Below are 16,214 nucleotides of genomic sequence, written 5' to 3'. Positions count from 1 at the left end.
CCCCCATGCTTGAACCCTCTTCTGCAGTTGACTTGATACGTGAAACGCTGCTGATGGCTGTCGTCCTGGCAGCCCCCTTGTTACTCGTGGGGATGGCTGCGGGCCTAGCCATTGGGCTCGTACAAGCCCTGACGCAGATTCAAGATCAGACAGTTTCTTTCGTCCCCAAGCTGCTAGCGATGGCCGCGGTCCTGGTGGCCTGCATGCCCTGGTTGATGACCCGCATGATCGAGTTCACGCGGAGCGTCTTTGAAACTGCGGGCGGACTCTAACGATGACGCCGCTGGTCCAATGGCTGATCGAGCACATGGTTGTTGGAGTGCTCGTATTGACTCGATTGAGCATGATGTTGGCGGCGATGCCTGCGATTGGTGCTGGCGTGCCAAGACGCGTCAAGGCGATATCGACGCTGACAATGACAGCCTTGTTGCTGCCCACCATTGCCGATCGCCCGGGCATGCAAGACCTGCCGGATTTCGATCACCTGGCAGATCTCACCATCGCGATCGCGCGTGAAGGAATGATTGGCCTGCTGATCGGAACCACGGTTCAGATTGTGATTACGGGCATTCAGCTTGCCGGCGAAGCGATCACAAGCACCGGCGGGATGCAGCTAGGTGAATCGATGGACGAGGCGACCCGGAGTAGCATGCCCGCACTTGCCCGGATGGTTGGCATGCTCGTTACGGCCGTGATGCTACTTAGCGGAGGCCACCGCATCATGCTGAGTCTTCTCGTAGAGAGCTTCGATTCCATGCCGCCCGGCCGAGTGGTGTTTCATGCATCGATGATGCAGGCGATCACGGATTGCATGAGCGGCTCGCTCGCGTCGGGCGTACGTGTTTCGGCGCCCGTTGTCGCCGCGCTGCTGCTGAGTAATTTAGTTACAGGTTTGATCAGCCGCACCATGCCGCAGATCAACGTGCTCGCCGTGGGATTGAGCGTCAATGCGCTCGCATTACTCGTCGTCACCTCGCTCACAATCGGCTCGGTCGCCTGGATCTTTCAAGACGACTTGGCCGCCAATGTTGAGCGGCTATCGCTGATCTGGTCAAAGGGCAGCTAGCTCATGTCTGACGGCGAAAAAAAACATTTTGCAACCGACCGCAAACGCAAGCAGGCACGGGAACAGGGGCGGGTTGCCAAGAGCCAAGACCTGACTTCGGCATCGTTGCTCTTGGCAGCAATTGGAGCAATGCATTACTTCGGTCACACAACCTCGTCAATCTTAGCCAATGGAATCGAGGCGGGCCTCTCCAACGCCACCATGCGCGCCTACTCTCCTCAGGACGCAACGCACGATTTAATGCGATTGTGTGGACAGGTAGCGTTTGCGATCGCCCCCTTGCTGCTGTTGATGTTTGTCGGCGCGGTCGCTGTCAACGTCACGCAGGTTGGACTGATCCTATCGCCCGAAAAACTAACGCCCAAACTCAGCAACATCAGTCCGCTCTCTGGTGCACAGCGAATCCTGTCAATCCGCGGCATCATGCGTTTACTATTCGGCATCATTAAAGTCGGCGTGATTGTGGCGGTGGCGTACTATGCCCTGCGAGCCCATCAGCATCGGGTGATCGGGATGGCAACAATGTCCGTGCCTCAAATTGCATCGGCCATGTTCGATACGCTGATGGGGGTTTGCTTATGGATTGGCGTCGCCCTGTTCATTCTGGCGTTGCTTGAATGGGTATTCCAGAAATGGCAGTTCGAACAGGACCTGATGATGACCGACCAGGAACTGCGCGACGAAATGAAAGAACTCGAGGGCGACCCCCGAGTAACAGATCGTCGCCGCGAGGTTTCACGGCAGCTCGCGGTTGATCATGTCACCCAAGAAGTGCAGACCGCGCACGTTGTGATTATCGATCCGAACGACCTCGTGATCGCTGTCCGGTACGACCCCGCCACCATGGCGACACCGACTGTCGTGGCCAAGGGCGACCGAATGCTCGGCAAAAAGATCCATCGCTTGGCCCTCCAGAGCGGCATCTTTATTGCCGAAAGAAAGTCTCTTGCCCGGTTTCTCTACAACAGCACCGATATCGGTCAGCCCATCCCCACCGCCCAATACCGGGCCGTGGCTGAGCTATTGCGCGATGCGAATGCGCCCACCGAACGATCGATGAGCTAGGAAAAGCGAATGCTACCCGGCGCGTGAAAGACCGTTGGTTCGGTTTTGCTGAGCAGGAAAGCAATCGCGTTCGATCGCCATCTGCCCGGTGGAGTGGATCGGGAGCACAGCGAATGCCGCAACGATCCCGCTTCCCGACGTTGGAGCACCAACGTTTGCACCTGAGTCTGCAGCTCCGGTCAACGAGCGATTCCTACACTCAGCAAGCTGGACCAACAGCCCAGCCAAGCAAACCTCTGTTAAGGGCGGGAGCCAAGAGAGGTTGCAGATAAATGATAAATCCCAGCGGGAAAATCCGTGACATCGGCACTCAACGGGACTGCAACGGGGTGACGTTCCGCTCGGTATGGCCGGTGTAGACTTGACGGGGGCGATTGATGCGGAACCCAGGGCTAGCATGCATTTCACGCCAGTGAGCGATCCAGCCTGGTAGACGTCCAATTGCGAACAGGACTGTGAACATCTGGACTGGGATACCCAGGGCGCGATAGATCACGCCCGAGTAGAAGTCGACATTGGGATACAATTTACGCTCGATGAAATACTCGTCTTTGAGCGCGACGTCTTGGAGCTGCTGGGCGACCTCGAACAAGGGATCGTCTAGGTTCAGCTTGTCGAGCAGTTTATCGCAGCACGCACGGATAATCGTCGCCCGCGGATCAAAGTTTTTGTAGACGCGGTGGCCGAAGCCCATCAGGCGGAACTGACTGTTTTTGTCTTTCGCCATGTCGACATATTTCTTGACATTGCCACCGTCGCGAGCGATTTGCTCGAGCATATTCACGCAGGCCTCATTGGCACCACCGTGCAGCGGCCCCCAGAGGGCACTGATGCCCGCTGAAATGGATGCGAACAGGTTTGCATTGCTGCTGCCGACCATCCGAACGGTCGAGGTGCTACAGTTCTGTTCGTGATCGGCGTGAACAATCAACAGCAGATTCAACGCTTCGGCAAAGTCGGGATCGAGCTGGTACTCCTCCGTCGGGGTCGCGAACATCATGTGCAAGAAGTTCTCGGTATAGTTCAGACTGTTCTTGGGATACATGAACGGCTGACCGATGGACTTCTTGTAGCTGTACGCCGCGATCGTGGGCAGTTTCGCGAGCAGCCGGTAGATTGAAATCTCCACCTGACGCTCATCATTGAGATCGAGCGAATCTTGATAGAACGTCGAGAGTGCCCCCACAACGCTAGCGAGAATGGCCATCGGGTGAGCGTCGCGTGGGAAACCGTTGTAGAACGATTTCATGTCTTGGTGGAGCATCGTATGCTCCCGAATGCCGGCACGAAACGTCTCGAGTTCTTTCGCGTTAGGCAGTTCGCCATAAATCAACAAGAACGCTGTCTCGATGAAGTCGCAACTCGCGGCAAGTTTTTCGATGGGATAACCACGATACCGCAGCACACCTTTTTCGCCATCGAGGAACGTGATGGCACTGCGCGTGCTGCCCGTATTGACGAACCCCTCGTCGAGAGTGATCACTCCCGTTTCGGCTCGCAACCGACTGATATCGAGGGCGCGCTCACCTTCGGATCCTTCGATCAAGGGAAGCTCACAGCTCTGATCGCCCATGTGGACCTTAACCGTGTCAATTTCTTCTATCTCAAAACCGTTTGAAGACTTCATAATGGCTGCGATTCGGGTAGAGTCTGGGTGAGCAATCAGGGTGCCGGCAAGTAGGAACGAGAGCCCTCGCCCGCCGGCGAGTCAGTAGTGTAGCCCTGTGTTACGCGCACGACAATCAGCGACAGTTTTTTCGGTGACTCAGAGCAGCGATCATCTCACGGTCATGATGACATTTACCTGATTCGATTCGCTCGCCAACATGCTATGATCCGCTGCCACCCGCTCGCTGGCTGTCGATCGAGGTCGGTGCCCCACACTTCATTAGCAGAGGAAACAACGGTTGCGCGCACACATCATGGTCGTCGAGGACGAGCAACATCTCGGCATCGGCATCAAATACAATCTCGAGGCGGAGGGGTACCGCGTTACGCTGGTCGAAGATGGCCCCTCGGCGCTCAAGTTGATTGATATGGGCCCGCATAGCATTGATTTGGTCGTCCTCGATCTGATGCTCCCAGGGATGAGTGGGTACACCGTGTGCCAAAAAATTCGCGACGCGGGATTGGGTTTGCCGGTCCTGATGCTGTCGGCCCGGACGCTGCCCGAAGATCGTACGCGCGGGTTCGACGTGGGCGCAAACCAGTACATGAGCAAACCGTTCGAGCTCGACGAGTTGCTGAGCCGAGTTAAAAACTTATTGCAAATTTCACGGCATGCAGCCCCCGCCTCGACAACGGGGCCTCGGATTGGCGAGGGCAAACCGGCGAACACTGCCAAGAGCGTGGAGGCGATCGAGTTTGGGCAGGTCGCGGTCGACTTCCGCACTCATCAGGTCCGTGTCGCCGGCAAGTCCGTTCGGATGACGCCGAAAGAACTCCGCTTACTGCGTTACTTCGTTGAGAACCCCGAGCGAGTCATCAGCCGATCAGAACTGCTGATTCACGTCTGGGAGGTTTCAGGAAATGTCCAAACCAGAGCGGTCGATCAGTTCATCGCGCGACTGCGGAAGGTGATCGAGCCCGCGCCGGCGGAACCGGTGCACCTCCTGACGCTCCGCGACGCGGGGTATCGGTTCGTATTGCATCCCGAGGACAAAGGTTAACCTTCTCAGTGAGTTGACGGTTCATTGGAGTGCCGATCAACCACACCGGGACTTTCTCGTTTGCCCTATTCGTCACGGGACTGCGGCAGTTAGTTCTGCGACAATACGACACGCCCGAAGGTACGATCCCTCCTGTTTCGGGAACCACGAACCCTTTATGCTTAGACTCGCTGAGCTGATCTTGCGCAAAACTTCTCCCTCGCACCCATCCGACATCCGTGGCTGAACTCACTCGCTCTCAATCGTTCTTCATCCGTCACGAATTTGGGATTCGGAGACTGCACTCGCTCCTAGGCGTCGTGCCGCTGGGTCTGTACATGTGCGTCCACCTGGTCACCAACGCCAGTTTGCTCGGCGGGACGGCCCCGTTTCAGCGAGCGGTGTACATGATCCATTCGCTGGGTCCGGCGCTACCGATCGTGGAATGGGGCGGGATCTTTTTGCCGCTGCTCTTTCACGCGATCATCGGCGTGTGGATTATCCGGACTGGAAAATCCAACACAAGCCGATACCCATACACGGCCAACAAACGCTACACCTGGCAGCGATGGACCGGCCTAATCGCATTTGTCTTTCTGATGTTTCACATCCTGCATCTGCAGGGTTGGTTTCACTTCAGCCCATGGCTGGCAGTCATGAGACCACTGGGATTTGCCCAATTCTACCCCTACAACGCCGCTTCCTCTCTCGCCTCGGCGATGGACGAGTGGGTATGGGGATTCTGGCCTGCATTTTACCTGATCGGCGTCATGGCGACCGTATATCACCTCGCCAATGGATTATGGACAGCGGGAATCACCTGGGGACTGTGGACTTCACCGGCAGCGATGCAGCGTGCTACCAAAGTCTGCACGGTGTTCGGCGTACTGCTAGCAATGGTCGCGTTGGCGGCATGGTGGGCGGCGGTTTCTCCTGGACCAGCAGACATTGCCAACGCACGAGAAAAAGAGCAAGAGATGTACGACGCAGCCGTAGCAACAGGCTTGGCCTACGACGACCCCCACAAACGTGCCGGTGATGATCACGCAGTGCCACCTAGCGAAGATGGTATCGAGGCAATCATTGTCGAAGAAACGATCATTGTTGCCCCCGATTCGCAGTAACCCCGCCCCCTCTCTCTCCATTCACTCGTCCTACTGATTCCGTTCGGACACGAAGGTTTTTCAACATGGCAGCGTCCAATCAACCCGCCCGCGTGGTCGTCATCGGTGGCGGACTCGCCGGACTCGCATCGACGATGAAGCTCTGCGAACTCGGCGCGACGGTCGATCTGATCAGCCTGACACCCGTCAAGCGTTCGCACAGCGTGTGCGCACAAGGCGGCATCAACAGTTGCAACGACCAGACCCGCCAACTCGGTGATGCGGAATGGAACCACCTCGATGACACGGTCTATGGCGGTGACTTCCTCAATCACCAGCCGCCCGTCAAAGAGATGGCGATGTGGGCGCCGAAGGTTATCGAATTGATGGACCGCCTCGGCGTGCCATTCAACCGTACCGAAGAGGGTTTCATTGATCGTCGCCGCTTCGGCGGAACCCTGTTCAAACGAACCGCATTTGCCGGTGCCACGACAGGCCAGCAATTGCTCTATGCACTCGACGAACAAGTTCGCCGCCGCGAAGCTGAAGGTTCCGTTCGCAAGTTTGAATTCTGGGACTTCCTTGGCCCTATTCAGGATGAGACGGGACGCTGTCGCGGTGCGGTGGCGCAAAACATGACAACGATGGAGATTCGAGCTTTTCCCGCCGACGCGGTTGTCGTCGCTACCGGCGGCTGCGGACTGATTTACGGCCGCAGCACCATGAGCGTGTTCTGCACCGGTAGCGCCGCCAGTCGCTGCTTTCAAGCGGGCGCGAAATACGGCAATGCTGAATTCATTCAGGTGCACCCCACCGCCATTCCCGGGGCGGACAAACTGCGATTGATGAGTGAATCCGCCCGAGGAGAAGGTGGACGGGTATGGGTACCGCGAAAAGCCCAGGACCCTCGCGAACCCAAACAGATTCCGGCTGCCGATCGCTACTACTTCCTCGAGGAACGCTACCCCGAATACGGCAACCTGGTGCCGCGGGATATCGCCACCCGCGAGATTTTCGATATCTGCGTCAATGAAGGACTCAGTGTCGAATCCGACCGCATGTGCGTCTATCTCGACCTGACACACATCCCTCGCGCCGAACTTGATCGCAAGCTCGGCGGAATTCTGGAAATCTACGAGAAATTCCAGGGCGTGGACCCGCGAGACGAGCCGATGAAAATCTTCCCTGCGGTGCACTACAGCATGGGCGGGTTGTGGGCCGATTACGTCAAGAGCGCTGACGGGGGACTCGAAGCCGGCGCGCCGCGAAACCACATGACGAGCATTGAGGGTTTGTACGCGATGGGCGAGTGCGACTACCACTACCACGGCGCCAATCGGCTCGGCGCCAACTCGCTGCTTTCGTGTATTTTCACTGGTTTGTTTACCGGCTCGTCCATCATCAATTACGCGGCCGCGCAAACCTCCGGAGCTGACGATGTGCCCGAGGCACTGCTCGCCAGCGCCGTCAAAGCCCAGCAGGATCGCCATGATCACTTGCTGCATGGCAACAAGGACAGCGATGAAAACCCGTATCTGATCCACCAGGAGCTCGGCGAACTGATGACCCGCGTCGCGACCGTGGTGCGCAAAAATGATCAGTTGTCCGAAGCGATCGAGAAAGTGAATGAACTTCACGAGCGGGTAATGAAAGTCAACCTCGCCGACACAGGCGCGTGGACGAACCAAAATGTCGTATTCGCCAAAGCGCTGCAGGACATGTTCCCCATTGCCAAGGCGTTACTCAAAGGTGCACTGCAGCGAGATGAATGCCGGGGCGCTCACTTTAAACCTGACTTCATCAAACCACCACTCACATCGGAAGACCCGGTCGAGCGACGCCGCCAAGCCGAAGCATGGTGCGATGCATTCCAAGCGAACAACGAAAAGTACCTCAAGAGCACGATCGCGACGTGGAATGCCACAACCAATCAACCTGAATTGACGTATGAAGATGTCGACACTTCGCTGATCCCGCCGCGTCCGCGACTTTACGGTCTCGTTGGCGCCGAGGCGATCGAAGAGGTCTGGAACGAGCGAGCCGCTGCTTTGGCCGCCAACAATCCGTCCAGCCATCTCGCCAGCTCGCACTGATCGAACACCTCACCGCACCTACCATTTCACCATTTGCCGCTTAACGAGTCTTGTCAACGATGACCGCGCCGCAACCTTCGAGTAAGAATCGTCCCCAATCCATCAACGTCCGTGTCCTTCGCCAGCACGAACCGGGTGGAAAATCATATTGGGAACTACACAAGGTCAAGTACGAGCGCGAGATGAATGTCATCAGCGTGCTGCAGCGAATCGCCGCGCAGTCCACCACAGTCGACGGCCAAAAGGTGACACCGGTTGCTTGGGATTGCGGATGCCTTGAAGAGGTATGTGGCGCCTGCACGATGGTGATCAACGGTCGCGTGCGACAGAGCTGCAGTGCACTGGTCGATCGCTTGCTCGTAGAAAATCCCGATGAGATCGTGCTCGAACCGATGAGTAAATTCCCGGTCGTCCGCGACTTGGTCGTTGACCGAGCGAGGCTCTTCCGCGGGCTCAAGCGAATCAAGGGCTGGGTCCCCGTCGACAGCTATTACAATCTGGGCCCAGGCGAACGGATTCCGCAGCAGGAACAGGAACGCAACTATCCGCTCAGCCAGTGCATGAGTTGCGGCTGCTGCCTGGAAGCGTGCCCACAGTACCAAAAAATCGAACTGACGCAGGCCGAGGGCGAGAGCGACGAAGCGTTCGAGCAGCGCCGAAACGAAGAATTCGACAAGGCCTTCATCGGCGCTGCGGGAATTTCACAGGCGATGCTGTTCAACAACCATCCAACGGGCAAAACGCTCGCCGCCGACCGGCTTGAGGCCCTGTCAGGCCCCGGAGGCATTTCCACCTGCGGGAACGCCCAGAACTGCGTGGCAGTATGCCCGAAGGAAATCCCACTGACCACCTCGATCGCTCGTACTGGGCGAGCGACCACGCTGCACGCGATCAAAAAGTGGTTCGAGCGATAACACGCTGACCACGACGCACGCGCGATCGAGGCTGAATGCCACTCCCCCCCGCTGGCAGCGGCGTGGGGCGGGCGTCGGGGGCTACTGTACTTGCACACCCTCGATGCGAAAGACCGCGAAATGGCTGGCTCCGTTGGGACCAACTCCCGGCGGATATTTGTATTTCTTAGGATCGAAGACGAATTTGCCCTTCACGGTGACGGGGCGGGTCACGAAGTCAGTGGATTTGCCTGGGACCATCTCCACCATCACGGCGTCAAATAGTGCCGCGCCAGGGCCGAAACAGCATTCCTGATTATCGCGAACCAGCACAAATTCATTGATATCGGTTTCCTTAAACAGTGTGCTGGGCAGAATGTAGCCGCTCAGTTTCACCGTCCGGCCGTTCAGAAACCGCAACGTGTCGGTCAGCTTTTTCGGGTCGAAAGCCTCGTCTTTCTCAATATCGAACTTGAGATCATCGAAGGAGATATCTCCTTTCTCTAAGTCCGCCTGACTGCTTTTGCGTTCCTCGACCTTGGTACGACCCGCCGCGTCACCCCGCATGATCGCCCGGCGCTGCTCGATAATCGAGAGCGGTTTGCCGGCGGGCTCATCAGCCCAACTGGTCGACGTAAGCGCCGCAGCCAAGACGACCGCAGCGAGTGAGAACGCGACCTGCGCGATCTGGGGAACGGAAGCGGCGTGGCGTTGCGTGGGCATCATGCGATCCAATTGGGTGGGTGGGCCTACGTGAGCAGGGGCAGAGCCCTGCCTGGCGGTATCGTCATTTAAACTGGTCTACCTGCATCTTATAGAAAATGGCATGATCGAAATCGGCCTTCTTCTGAGCGATACGATTGACATGGAACTGACCCGCCAGCTTTCGCTTGAGCAGGTTCGCACGGACGGTCTGGCCGGGCGGCAGTTTGACTTCGATCATATCGCTGCTCCGGGGCTGACCTCCGAAGCAGCACGTCCCCAAATCAGGCACCAGGATGAACTGACGTAGCATCCCACTGCCGCTACTAGGATGAATATATCCTTTCAGAAAGACCGGTTTTCCGTCAATCGCGATCGCCGTCTCAGTCGGCTGATCCTGCTCCTTGGCATCTGCTTGCAATTCATAGAACTGCACCCTCTCGTAGCCATCGGGGACTTCCGTCAGATAGATGTAGACGTTCTGACCGACTCCTCCAAAGAACAGCAATGAGCAGGCAACGAGCCCGAACATCGCCAACCCATAGCCGCTGTACTCATCGGGATACCGGGCAATCGACCGCAGCCCAACGGCGGCAAAGATAATTCCAGGGATCGCTAAAACCAGCAGGGGAGCAAACGTCGGCACCAACCCAATCAACGCGAACACGAAAAACACGATCGACCAGATTGCTCCGCGACTGATGGCCCGATACGGAAAATCGACGGTCTCCGGAGCGGAAAACGGCTGAACTTCAGTGGACATTGGCTGTAGAGAACAAAAAAAGGAAACAGAGAAACCCGGGGTACTGACTACGCGAGCAGTGCGTGGGCGGTTCGGCGGTCGGCCAGCCCGGGGCGATGCGCGACACTCTACCGCGCCCGACAGGTTTCATGCATGCGTACAGCAGCGGCTTCGATGCTGTGATTTTGCTTCAAACGGTGCTGGGCGACGCTTTGAAACTCCGTTAACCGCTCGGCACTGCGACTGAGGGCGACAATGCGTGCAGCCAGCTCGCCGGGATCGTGAGGTGGATAGCACTCGCCACCACCCGTCGCTTCAACCAGTTCGACAAATGCTCCGTGGGCAGGCTGCAACACCGGCACGCCAGCGGCCATGGCTTCGAGCAGGAACAGCCCCTTGGGATCCTCATATGGGGCAGGAACACTCAACAAGTCGAAGCTTCGCATCAGCGATACTTTCTCGTCCAGTGACGGACTGCCGTGGTAGATGAAACGCTCGGCCAAATTTGCCGCTTTCAGTTTGCCTTGCAGTTCGTCCAAATAGGGACGATGGTGATCGCCCAGCCACCCTGCCGCGTGCAGCGTGATATGGGCGTTGTTTGGATCACCGGCCAAGCGTTCAAACGCCTGCACCAGCAGATGCAAACCCTTCTCAGGAGCAATCCGAGCGAAATAGCCGACGCGGAACTCGCCCGCAACTTTCGTGTGCGGCGTGGGCAACCCATCGGCCACCGAGGCCGCGGCGACCAAGTCCACCTCCCCAAACGGCTTCAGATCGATCGACAGCGGATGGATCTCGAACTTCTCCGCTGGGATGCTCAACAGCCCGCACATTTTGTCTCGGTAAAAACGACTGTAGGTCACGAACGTGTCGACGCTCTCGGCTAGCTCTTGGCATAACAAGATCGCTTTGCGACGAACGTTGTCGGGCAGTTGATCTAGAAAGATATCATCACCCTGCAAGACGACAATGATTTTGGTGTCGGGCAAACGCTCGGCGATGGAGGGAATCACACCGCCAATCAATAGGTTACTTAGAATAATCGCATCGGGCCGATGCTCAGTTTCAAGCCAGCGGACGAGCCGCTCGACCTCACTGGCCTGGCGTCCGTGCTCACCCCGCAACATCGATAGCGTCAAGTCGCCGAGCTTGGCTGGATCGGTGCCGACGGCGTTCCGGGTTGCCGCGCCGATGATCCCAGGTCGATCAAGCCACGACCGCAGGCCGCGGGGAACCCAACGCAGCAACGGAATCTGCTGCAGCAAGTACACTTGAATCCCGCCGAGGAAGATTTGGTCCGACGCGATACCGGGCTCGTCGGTGCGGATGGGTGTGTAGACAGGCTGCAACAAGACGTCGTCACCGATCGCCCGCATCGCTTTGGCGAGCGAGTTGTCGTGCATGCAGCTGCCGCAATACATGCCAGCGGCTCCGGCGGTTAGAAAGACGATTTTCAAATCAGATCACTGTACAAAGATGAGTCAACGTCGATACTAGTGAGACATGCTCGCAGCCTGTCCAATCGGAGGCGACAGGCGGCAAGCCCGCTCCAAGTTTTGCCAGTCATTATCACCACCATTTTCCACGACACCATCATGCACCCTTGGATTGCCGACCGCACGAAAACATTCGACAGCAGCGGGATTCGACGGGTGTTTGATCTCGCTGCAAAACTCAAAGACCCGATCAATCTTTCGATCGGGCAGCCCGATTTCGATGTACCCGATGAGATCAAGGAGGCGGCGATCGACGCGATCCGCGATGGCCGCAACGCTTACTCGCCGACACAGGGCATCGCCCCACTGCGGGAAGCCATCCTAGCAGAAGTTCGCGACAAGTACCCTGGTCAAGACCGCGACGTGTTTATCAGCAGCGGCACCAGTGGCGGATTGGTCCTATCGATGCTGTCCATGATCAATCCGGGCGACGAAGTGATCTTTCTCGATCCGTACTTCGTCATGTACCCCGCCTTGGTACGGCTCGCTGGCGGAGTGCCTGTCGCGGTGGATTCCTATCCTGATTTCCGGCTTGATCCCGACAAGATAGCGGCCGCAATCACCCCCAAAACTAAAATGATTTTGGTAAATAGCCCCGCCAACCCCACCGGCGTGACGGCTAGCGAAGCGGACCTCCGCGCAGTCGCCGAGATTGCCGCTCAACATCACATTGCGCTGCTGTCCGATGAAATCTACAGCCGGTTCTTCTACGATGGCGAGTTTTACTCCCCTGCAGAAGCTAACCCGGATACCATCGTCATCGATGGTTTTAGTAAATCACACGCGATGACAGGGTGGCGCGTTGGCTATATCCATGGCCCACCCGAAGTGATCGCGACCATGCTCAAAATCCAACAGTTTTCGTTTGTCTGTGCCCCGCAACCCGCCCAATGGGGAGCACTTCGCGCCGCCGAGATCTCCATGCAGACGAACGTGGACGACTACCGCAGAAAACGCGATTTCCTTGTCGATGAACTGTCCCCACACTATGAACTGACATCCCCCGGCGGTGCGTTCTACCTGTTCCCCAAAGCACCGGGAGCGGCGGGCGGGGCGGCGTTTGTCGAACACGCCATTTCGCAGGGCTTGCTGATCATCCCCGGGAATATCTTCAGTGCGCGGGACACGCATTTCCGCATCAGCTTCGCCGCTAGTGACGAAACGCTCCGTCGCGGCGCCGAGATGCTGATCAAGCTGGCCGGGGCGGCGACCTAGGATGGCGCTGGCAAGGCGACTTTGACGGGATGCTGGGGTTGCCCGTCACGGGGGCGCGAAACTTGACATGCGGGGTGGGGTTGAACGACTGACTGGCTACCGGTCTGGACCGACGGCCCCCATCACACTCCCAACCTTGGAGCACAACTTCTTGCGATACCTCATTTCGATCATCCTGTGCGGATTCGTGCTCGGTACATGCACTCGGGCTGTCGTGGCCGCCGATGCGACGACGGCTCCCATGAGCGACGGTTGGCCTCAGTGGCGCGGGCCGGGAGCGTCGGGCACTGCCGAGGATGCTCATCCACCAACAACGTGGAGTGAAACTCAAAACATTCGTTGGAAGATCGAGGTACCCGGCATTGGGAGCAGCACCCCCATCATTTTGGGCAATCGCGTTTATGTGAGCTCAGCAGTGAAGACCGATCGAGTGGCCGAGAACGCACAGTCCGCCACCGGTCAACCCGCCGAAGACCAACCAACTGTTCAGCGCGGCGATCGCCGTGGTTTCGGCGGCCCAGCGGGCCGAGCCTCTGGCGACCGAGGCCCTGGCGAAAGGGGTCCTGGCGAAAGGGGTCCTGGAGGTCGCGGCCGGGGTGGGGCGGGCGGTGGCGCTGCGCTTACCAACTACTACGATTTCATGGTGCTTGCTTACGATCGGGCTACCGGCGATGAGATCTGGCGTACCACCCTAGCGCAGCAGGTGCCGCATGAAGCCGGTCACTCCACCAATACCTTTGCCTCCTCATCCCCAGTGACTGATGGCGAGCGACTTTATATGTCGTTCGGTTCCCGCGGCGTGTTCTGTCTGGATTTCGACGGCAATCCAATCTGGGAGGTGGACCTGGGCCAAATGCAAACCCGTGCGCAGTTTGGCGAAGGTAGCTCCCCAGCGGTCTACGATGACACTTTGGTGGTGCCCTGGGACCACGAGGGCGAGTCGTTCATTGTCGCCCTGGACACCAAGACGGGTGCTGAGAAATGGCGTGTCAGCCGTGATGAGCCGACGACTTGGGCGACGCCTCTGATCACACCTTACGAAGGACGGGTTCAAGTCATCACCAATGGCTCCAATCGCGTGCGCAGCTATGACTTGGCTACCGGCGAACTGATCTGGCAGTGCGGTGGCCAAGCCAGCAATCCGATTCCCTCACCCGTTCGCTTTGAAGACAACGTGATTGTCATGACCGGCTTCCGTGGCTATGCGATTTACTCAATCCCACTGAGCTCCACCGGCGACATCACCGATTCCGCAGCGATCACTTGGTATGAAGAAGACGCGGCACCCTACGTGCCTTCGCCGCTGCTCTACCAAGGCCAGCTGTACTTTGTGAAAGCCAACAACGGCGTACTCTTATCTCGCGATGCCAAGACGGGAGCGATGGTCATTGACGCCACCCGATTACCCCACATCTCGACGGTATACGCCTCCCCTGTCGCTGCCGCCGACCACATCTACCTGACCGGTCGCGACGGCACTACGGTCGTGTTGGAGCACGGGGACGCCTTTCAAGTCGTCGCTGAAAATCAACTCGACGATGAGATCGACGCGTCCGCAGCCATCTCGGGTAACGAGATCTATCTTCGTGGCAAAACGCATTTGTATTGCATCGCGAAGTAAGCGAGCGATCGCGGCACTGATGTTGCACACTTCGCTGGCGTCGCTTCCCGGCCAGCGATCAGAGGTGCAACCAAACCAAGGTAGCTCCCATCTGGTACAACAACGTGATCATGACTCCATTCAATGCCCACGCTGCTGATCCTGAAACGTTCCTAGCCAGCGTTGATCTGCCGGTCTCCATCGAAAAGGCTTTTGCGTATCACGATCGACCGGGATGCCTCACCCGATTGATTCCACCCTGGGAGTCGATAGAAGTCGAGCATTCCGACGGCAGTCTCGCGGTCGGCAGCCGTGTCGTCGTCAAAATGAGTCTAGCAGGCGTCCCGCTGCGCTGGCACGCCAGGCATACACGCTACGAGCCGCCCGAGCTGTTTACTGACGAACAGGAATCGGGGCCGTTTACTTCCTGGCGTCATCGACATCGTTTCACCTCGACGGGGCCGAATACATCTCGTTTGACCGACGAGATTGCCTATCAAGTACCGCTGGGAAAGCTCGGCACTCTGTTCGGTGGATCCCATGTGCGATCAAAACTCGATGCCATGTTTGCCTATCGACACCGGATCACGTGCGATGACCTGACACTCACGGCCCGCTATCATCTCGCCCCCCTGACGATCGCCGTTTCCGGGGCGACGGGCTTGGTCGGCAGCGCGCTCTGCAATCTGCTAGGCCTACTGGGACACCGTGTCTTGCAGATCACGCGTGATCAACACGGCAGCGACAACGAAATCGCGGCCTGGTCGACGGCTCAGGAGTTTGAACGCTTCAACTCTGTCGACGTGGTCGTGCATTTGGCTGGCAAACCGATCGCGGGGCCGCGATGGACCGAGGCGACCAAGCAGCAGATCCGCGATAGCCGAGTCGAGAAGACCCGCAGCCTGTGTGAACGGCTGGCGCAATTGTCGAGCCCGCCGCAGACGCTCATCTGCGCATCGGCGACCGGTTTTTACGGAGATCGCGGCGATGAGATGCTCGACGAATCATCTGCACCGGGCGACGACTTCTTGGCGGCAATCTGTCAACAGTGGGAAGCAGCTTGCCGACCGGCGGCGGACGCCGGTATCCGGGTCCTCAACGCACGTTTTGGGATGGTGCTCTCCCCACGCGGCGGGGCGCTGCAGAAGATGCTGGGCCCGGCGAAAATGTGCGGTGGGGCGTTGGGCAACGGACGGCAATACTGGAGTTGGATCGCTCTGGACGATGTCCTCGGTGGAATCGTCCATGCCATCGCGACACCGCAGCTCACCGGCCCCGTCAATTTCGTCTCACCGACGCCAATGAGCAATCGCGAATTCGCCAAAACGCTCGGCGAGACCCTGGGCCGGCCGGCATTGTTTCCCGCTCCTGCGACCGCCCTGCGGTTGGCCGTGGGCGAAATGGCGGACGCATTGCTACTCGCCAGCACCCGCGTGATCCCCAATCAACTCGCCTCCACCGGCTACGAATTTCGCTTTCCTTCGTTGCGAGACGCCCTGCGTTACTCCCTGGGCAAAGCAGGGATCGAACACAGTAGCCAGCCGGCTCCGTCCCGCTGAGTTGATTCGCGCCGAGTTGTCCGCCCCACACG

General features: G+C 58.1%; 14 protein-coding genes. 10 read left to right on the top strand and 4 right to left on the bottom strand.

From position 1 onward, the window contains the following. Positions 1-5 precede the first annotated feature (5 nt). The 3 genes from Poly21_RS16095 to Poly21_RS16085 are packed head-to-tail and all read left to right on the top strand — an operon-like array spanning position 6 to position 2,131. Positions 6-272, top strand: coding sequence for a flagellar biosynthetic protein FliQ (locus Poly21_RS16095; protein WP_146407943.1), 267 nt, complete (start codon positions 6-8; stop codon positions 270-272). 2 nt (positions 273-274) lie between these two features. Beyond that, complete coding sequence (locus Poly21_RS16090) at positions 275-1,066, top strand: flagellar biosynthetic protein FliR (protein ID WP_146407942.1); 792 nt, start codon at positions 275-277, stop codon at positions 1,064-1,066. Between the two features lie 3 nt (positions 1,067-1,069). Next, positions 1,070-2,131 carry an EscU/YscU/HrcU family type III secretion system export apparatus switch protein gene (locus Poly21_RS16085; protein ID WP_146407941.1) on the top strand — a complete coding sequence of 354 codons (1,062 nt, stop codon included), beginning with the start codon at positions 1,070-1,072 and terminating at the stop codon, positions 2,129-2,131. A 310-nt stretch (positions 2,132-2,441) separates the two neighbouring features. Here the strand turns inward: Poly21_RS16085 and Poly21_RS16080 are convergent, their stop codons facing one another. Further along, positions 2,442-3,758 carry a citrate synthase gene (locus tag Poly21_RS16080; protein WP_146407940.1) on the bottom strand — a complete coding sequence of 439 codons (1,317 nt, stop codon included), beginning with the start codon at positions 3,756-3,758 and terminating at the stop codon, positions 2,442-2,444. Positions 3,759-4,038: 280 nt separating this feature from the next. Between Poly21_RS16080 and Poly21_RS16075 the strand changes: the two genes are divergently transcribed. From Poly21_RS16075 to sdhB, 4 genes are all read left to right on the top strand, one after another. Then, positions 4,039-4,800, top strand: a complete 762-nt coding sequence (locus tag Poly21_RS16075) for a response regulator transcription factor (RefSeq protein ID WP_146407939.1) — start codon at positions 4,039-4,041, stop codon at positions 4,798-4,800. A 218-nt stretch (positions 4,801-5,018) separates the two neighbouring features. Further along, entirely contained in the window at positions 5,019-5,903 is an 885-nt protein-coding gene (locus tag Poly21_RS16070) for a succinate dehydrogenase cytochrome b558 subunit (RefSeq protein ID WP_146407938.1), read from the top strand. Positions 5,904-5,968: 65 nt separating this feature from the next. Continuing rightward, complete coding sequence (gene sdhA / locus Poly21_RS16065) at positions 5,969-7,975, top strand: succinate dehydrogenase flavoprotein subunit (RefSeq protein ID WP_146407937.1); 2,007 nt, start codon at positions 5,969-5,971, stop codon at positions 7,973-7,975. Positions 7,976-8,034: 59 nt separating this feature from the next. After that, entirely contained in the window at positions 8,035-8,889 is an 855-nt protein-coding gene (gene sdhB / locus Poly21_RS16060; protein ID WP_146407936.1) for a succinate dehydrogenase iron-sulfur subunit, read from the top strand. Between the two features lie 81 nt (positions 8,890-8,970). Here the strand turns inward: sdhB and Poly21_RS16055 are convergent, their stop codons facing one another. The 3 genes from Poly21_RS16055 to Poly21_RS16045 all read right to left on the bottom strand — a co-directional run bounded on the left by Poly21_RS16055 (position 8,971) and on the right by Poly21_RS16045 (position 11,769). Beyond that, positions 8,971-9,594 (bottom strand): DUF3299 domain-containing protein, encoded by a 624-nt coding sequence (locus Poly21_RS16055; RefSeq protein WP_146407935.1) that lies wholly within the window; start codon positions 9,592-9,594, stop codon positions 8,971-8,973. 61 nt (positions 9,595-9,655) lie between these two features. Then, a complete protein-coding gene (locus tag Poly21_RS16050; protein ID WP_146407934.1) occupies positions 9,656-10,333 on the bottom strand; it encodes a DUF3299 domain-containing protein in 678 nt (225 codons plus the stop codon). 107 nt (positions 10,334-10,440) lie between these two features. Beyond that, complete coding sequence (locus Poly21_RS16045; RefSeq protein WP_146407933.1) at positions 10,441-11,769, bottom strand: glycosyltransferase family 4 protein; 1,329 nt, start codon at positions 11,767-11,769, stop codon at positions 10,441-10,443. Positions 11,770-11,907: 138 nt separating this feature from the next. On the opposite strand from Poly21_RS16045, the gene Poly21_RS16040 reads away from it, so the two are divergent. From Poly21_RS16040 to Poly21_RS16030, 3 genes are all read left to right on the top strand, one after another. Beyond that, on the top strand, positions 11,908-13,023 hold the full coding sequence (locus Poly21_RS16040; protein ID WP_146407932.1) for a pyridoxal phosphate-dependent aminotransferase: 1,116 nt from the start codon (positions 11,908-11,910) through the stop codon (positions 13,021-13,023). Between the two features lie 241 nt (positions 13,024-13,264). Beyond that, positions 13,265-14,644 carry a PQQ-binding-like beta-propeller repeat protein gene (locus Poly21_RS16035; protein ID WP_146408750.1) on the top strand — a complete coding sequence of 460 codons (1,380 nt, stop codon included), beginning with the start codon at positions 13,265-13,267 and terminating at the stop codon, positions 14,642-14,644. Between the two features lie 110 nt (positions 14,645-14,754). Beyond that, positions 14,755-16,182 (top strand): TIGR01777 family oxidoreductase, encoded by a 1,428-nt coding sequence (locus tag Poly21_RS16030; protein ID WP_146407931.1) that lies wholly within the window; start codon positions 14,755-14,757, stop codon positions 16,180-16,182. The last annotated feature ends 32 nt before the right edge of the window (positions 16,183-16,214 follow it).

Origin of the sequence: Allorhodopirellula heiligendammensis (assembly GCF_007860105.1) — a bacterium.
GTDB classification, from domain to species: Bacteria; Planctomycetota; Planctomycetia; order Pirellulales; family Pirellulaceae; genus Rhodopirellula; species Rhodopirellula heiligendammensis.
This window is presented reverse-complemented; position numbering and strand designations above follow the sequence as displayed.